Here is a 1,478-nt window from a genome sequence, read left to right on the forward strand (position 1 = left end):
CTCGGCAGCCTGGAGCATGCCTTGGCGCTTGGCCTGTTCGGCCTCTCGCTTGGCCTGTTCGGCCTCTTCAGTGGCCAGAGTGCACTCGTGAGCCTTCTGTTCGGCATCCCGTGCCTGGGTCTCGGCCTCGGTCATTTTCTGTTTCAATGTCCGGACCATGCTTTGGATACTTTGATTGAGCTTGCCGATCTCGTCCTTCTGGTCGATGTCTGACGTGGCCTGCAGGTTTCCGGAGGCCACGGCCTCGGCGTAGATTTTCAGCTTTCTCACCGGGGAGGTGATGGAGCGACTGACGAGAAGGGCCATACCCATGCCCAGAATCAAAAATACCCCGGATGCGCTGAGAATGATCCACTGCAACTTATAGATGGGGGCGAAGACCTCACTTTTCATGGCCCCCACGGCAATGGACCAGTCCGTGCCCTCGATGGGGGCGTATCCGAAGAAGCGGTCGCTACCCATGAAGGGGTATTCGTCGAACCCCCTCTCCTTCCGGACCATACGTTCGAACATGGAGGCGAGTCTGGCGTATTGTTTGTCCTTTTTTGATTCTTCGATGAAATTTCTCTGATCCAGGACAAATTGCCTGTTGCCGTGTGCGATCAAGGCACCTTTGCCGTTGATCATGTAACTGTAGCCATTCTGACCAAAGTGGATTCCGTCGGTCAGACGGCTCAGGAGTTCGGCATCCACCCTGGCTATCAAAACGGCTGCGACGCGGTTCTGACCGGTGTAGATTGGCGTGGCCAGCATCATGACCGGGCTATTGGTGACCCGGCTGATGATGACGTCGGAACAGACTGTCTTTCCGGACATGGCCTTTTGAACATAGTCCCGGTCGCCCAGTGACGCCGTGTTGCCGTCCGGGTAGCGGGCGTTCCCGTCAAGACCGACGATTCCCATACCCAGGAATCCGAGGCGTTTCGTCTCGGACTCCAGGGCCTCCCGTTGTGTATCCCAATCCATTGATTTTATAATATTTCTATTGGCAACCCCTTCCAAGGTGGCGAAATAGAAATTCAATTCGCTTCGAACAAGCTTGGCGCCATCGTCGGCCATGAGAACGATGTTTTCCTGGACTTGGGACAAAACCGCCTTTGAAGACTGATCGTACGCGATCAGGCCGAGACCGACACACACAAGAATGAGGAGACTCAGAAAGCCTCCGATCAATTTGATGCCGATGGGTATGTTTTTCATGATGTCTCGCTTGCTAAAAAATTATCCGGTGTACGGGGTTTCGACGAATTTTTTATTTTTTTGATAATTTGTTCTGTTATGAAGATCAAGGAAAAGCCCCCTGGCTCAGCTTATTGCCGGGCCAGGGGGCTTCACAGTCGGGAACAAGCCGAGGTTGTCTCTTTCTCTCGATGAGGCCTGCCGGATCAACCCTCCTTGAGGGTCTGGACGAGTTCCTGGAGCTCCACGGCCTGTCGGGCCAGTTCGGAGATGGCCTGGGCCGACTGGTCCATGACCTC

1 protein-coding gene is annotated in these 1,478 nt (G+C 54.5%); it reads right to left on the minus strand.

Features of this window, described 5'->3' with window-relative positions:
- The coding region (locus tag EOM25_14915) for a HAMP domain-containing protein (GenBank protein ID NCC26469.1) at positions 1–1,200 on the minus strand (1,200 nt) is incomplete at its 3' end.
- Between the last annotated feature and the right edge of the window lie 278 nt (positions 1,201–1,478).

This window comes from Deltaproteobacteria bacterium, assembly GCA_009929795.1.
In the GTDB taxonomy this organism is placed as follows: domain Bacteria; phylum Desulfobacterota; class Desulfovibrionia; order Desulfovibrionales; family Desulfomicrobiaceae; genus RZZR01.